This is a genomic window from Nocardia sp. BMG111209, from assembly GCF_000381925.1.
In the GTDB taxonomy this organism is placed as follows: Bacteria; Actinomycetota; Actinomycetes; order Mycobacteriales; family Mycobacteriaceae; genus Nocardia.
The window spans coordinates 1-2,919 of the sequence record NZ_KB907311.1 but is presented as its reverse complement, the minus strand read 5'-3'; the positions used below and the strand labels follow the sequence as shown (position 1 = coordinate 2,919).

The following is a 2,919-nucleotide window of genomic DNA, read 5'->3' as shown; positions in this document are numbered from 1 at the left end:
GGCGGCGTGGGGGTCGGCGACGAAGTTGTGCAGGCCGGTGGGGCCGGAGGCGGCTTCGTTGGGCCAGTTGTCGGCGTTGGGGGTGATGGGGTTGTTGGTGTTGAAGGTGTAGGGGTCGCCGGTGGTGGGGACGATGAGTTCGAAGTTGTCGTGGTTGGTGGTTTCGGCGAGTTCGTAGGCGTTGGCTGCGGCGGCGAAGGTTTTGCCCATGTCGGTGACGATTTGTTTGTGCTGGCGCAGGCGTTGGGCGAGTTCGGCCCATTTGTTCTGGAGGAGGTGGCGGAAGCTGGTGGCGGAGCCGATGGTGTCGTTGTCGGTGTGTACTACCGGTGCGCTGGAGTGGGTGTTGTAGGCGTCGGAGGCGTAGGTGATGAGGGGTTTGGAGGGGGTGTGGGTGCCGTTGACGGTGGTGAGCAGGGATTCGATGGTGGCGAGTAGGGTGTGGCAGGCGGTGATGCAGGCCTGTGCGGAGCTGGCGTCGAACAGTAGTGTTCCGCCGACGGCGTTGTCGAGCAACGTCGGCCACGCAGTCGTGTCCTTGATCCCGCTACCACTCACCACACACCTCGTATCTCAGCGGCCGGCGAATTATTCGTCCACTCGAATTGTCAGGCGTCGAAGACGCTTTCGCGCACCAGCTGCCGGGATTCGTCCTGCACGACGAGCAGCGTTTCCGAGATCGCCCGGTCGAGACGGATCCGCAGCGCGGCGGAGTCGACCCCGACCGCGGCCATCGGCGGAGTGAGGTCGATGAAGTATCGGCCGTCGCCGGGGTGATCCTCCCAGAACATCTGGTTCATGATCAGACCCCGCGGGCCGAATTTCGAACGGCCCTGGTGGATTTCGATGATGCCGACGAGGGACCGGTCCGCTCGCTGCCAGCTCTTGCTGCGCCGGTCGACGTCGTTGTCGTCACCGGTGTCGTAGAAGCCACGCGTACTCCAGTGGTCGACCGTCTCCTCCTGGTGATAGTTCAGCAACTCCACCCGGTCCCGTGAGCCGGCCGGCATCTCCGGTAGCGCCTCGACGACCAGTGCCGACATCGACTCGGCGGGCGCCGACACGATCCGGTAGCGGTCGAAGGTGTCCACCCGCTGGTCGCTGAAGCCCTGCATCATGATCGCTCGATCGCCGTTGCGGTTGCAGACGAAGAAGAAGCGCTGGCTGGTGTCGTCCATGTTCCGGCTGTCCCAGCTGCGGACCTGAATGCGCACATCGGGATTCGCCGCCCGGGTGATCACGTCGATCAGCTCGGGATCCCATCGGGTCTGCAGCGAGCGCCACACCGACGACTTCAGTCGCTCGAATTCCAGGAAGGTGGTCAGCCGGGGATTGACGTACGTGAACGGATACGGCAGCACCCGGCGGAGTACCCGCTCGCGCAACACCAGGAACTCGAGGTCGGACAGGTGCCAGGTCTGTTCGCTCATCTCAGCCTTCTTCCAGCTTGGTCAGTTTGGCCGGCTGGACCGGGGTCACGGGAGTTCCGGCGGTGCCGGTCACGATGTGGTCGGCGATCACCGGCTCGACCGGCTCGGCGGCGACCGAGGCCCGGGGAGAGTAGTGCCGCGGCGATTCCGGGCCGTTCGGGCCGACGGGCTCGGCCCGGCTCTCGGTGGTGGGGGCGCCGTCGTCGTCCGGTGGCACCAGGCCCAGCTCCGCGGCGACCCGCCGGGAGCCGTGATCGATATCGGTGCCCAGTTGCTGGATATCGCTACCGACCTCGGCCGAGGCCGCGCCCATGGCCTGCTGGAAGGTGAGCATGCCGTTCTGGAAGGCCTGGCCGAGGGCCTGCAGGCCGGGCGGAAGCTGTTGCAGCAGTTGCGCGGCCAGCTGTTCCAGGCCCGGCATCGACGAGGACAGCATCTGCAGGATGTCCCCGAACAGGCTGAGCAGATCCAGCGCCGCGCCGCTGGCTCCGGAGGCGCCGAACCCGCTCGCGCCGATACCGCTTGCGCCGGAAGCGGTTCCGCTGGCACCGGAGCCGGCGGTGCCGCCGCTGGTCCCGCCGCTGGTGCCGCCGCTGGTCCCGCCACTCGTGCCCGGGCTGCCACCGCTGCTGCCGGAATCGCCGCTGGAACCGAGACCGCCGCTGCCCGAACCGGATCCGGTCTGGCCGCTGCCGCTGTCCCCGGAGCCGCCGGTCCCGCTGCTGCCGAGCCCGGTGGAGGCCGGGATCGACTCACCACCCGAACCCTGACCGGACCCGCCGCCGGTGTTGCCTCCGCCGCTGCCGGTGTCGCCGCCGCCGGTGCCGCTGTCCCCGCTGCCGGAGTTCCCGCCGCCGGTGCCGCTGTTGCCGTTGCCGCCGCCGTTGTTGTTGTTGCCGTTGCCGTTGTAGCCGTTGCCGTTGTAGCCGTTGTTGTTGTTGCCGTTGCCGGGGTCGCCGGTGCCGTAGTTGTTGTCGGGGCCGCTGGCGGTGTCTTTGTTGGGGTCGGCGAGGGTGGGGATGTAGGCGGCGATTTTGGGGAGGGCGGGGACGTAGATTTCGTTCCAGTGGGTTTGGGTGGTGGAGAGGTTGTTCTTGTTGGTGGAGCAGCCGCCCCAGTGGCCCATGCGGACGGCGACCCAGTGTTGGGGGAGGGTTTTGTAGAGGTTGGCGAAGAGGTCGGTGAGGTAGGACTGGGCGGTGTAGATGGATTTCATGCCGGCGCCGAGGTCTTGGGCGGATTGGTAGTAGTTGGCGACGGCGGTGAGGGCGGAGTCGGCGCCGGTGCCGGACCAGGTGGCGGTGTCGGTGAGGGCGTTGGAGGTGGCGTTGTAGAAGTCGTCGGTGGCGGTGTTCCATTTGGCGGCCAGTTGGCTCCATTGGGTGGCATCGCTGGCGAGGACGGGGTTGTTGGTTTGGATGGATATGGACATGAAGTAGAACTGGGCGAGGTTGAACATGCTGCCGGGTTCTGCTTCGCCGGCGACGGT

The 2,919-nt window shown here is 66.9% G+C and carries 3 protein-coding genes; all 3 read right to left on the bottom strand.

Annotation, left to right across the window (positions count from 1 at the left end):
* The coding region (locus G361_RS0141605) for a hypothetical protein (protein WP_026344165.1) at nt 1-558 on the bottom strand (558 nt) is incomplete at its 3' end.
* A gap of 50 nt (nt 559-608) precedes the next feature.
* Complete coding sequence (locus G361_RS0141600) at nt 609-1,430, bottom strand: ESX secretion-associated protein EspG (protein ID WP_019933084.1); 822 nt, start codon at nt 1,428-1,430, stop codon at nt 609-611.
* A 1-nt stretch (nt 1,431) separates the two neighbouring features.
* On the bottom strand, nt 1,432-2,919 hold a 1,488-nt coding region (locus G361_RS50635; protein ID WP_196814779.1), incomplete at its 5' end, for a hypothetical protein.

What these genes read in the sequence shown, in the direction of transcription:
- G361_RS0141600 (WP_019933084.1), bottom strand. Translation starts at nt 1,430, where the DNA reads ATGAGCGAACAGACCTGGCACCTGTCCGACCTCGAGTTCCTGGTGTTG.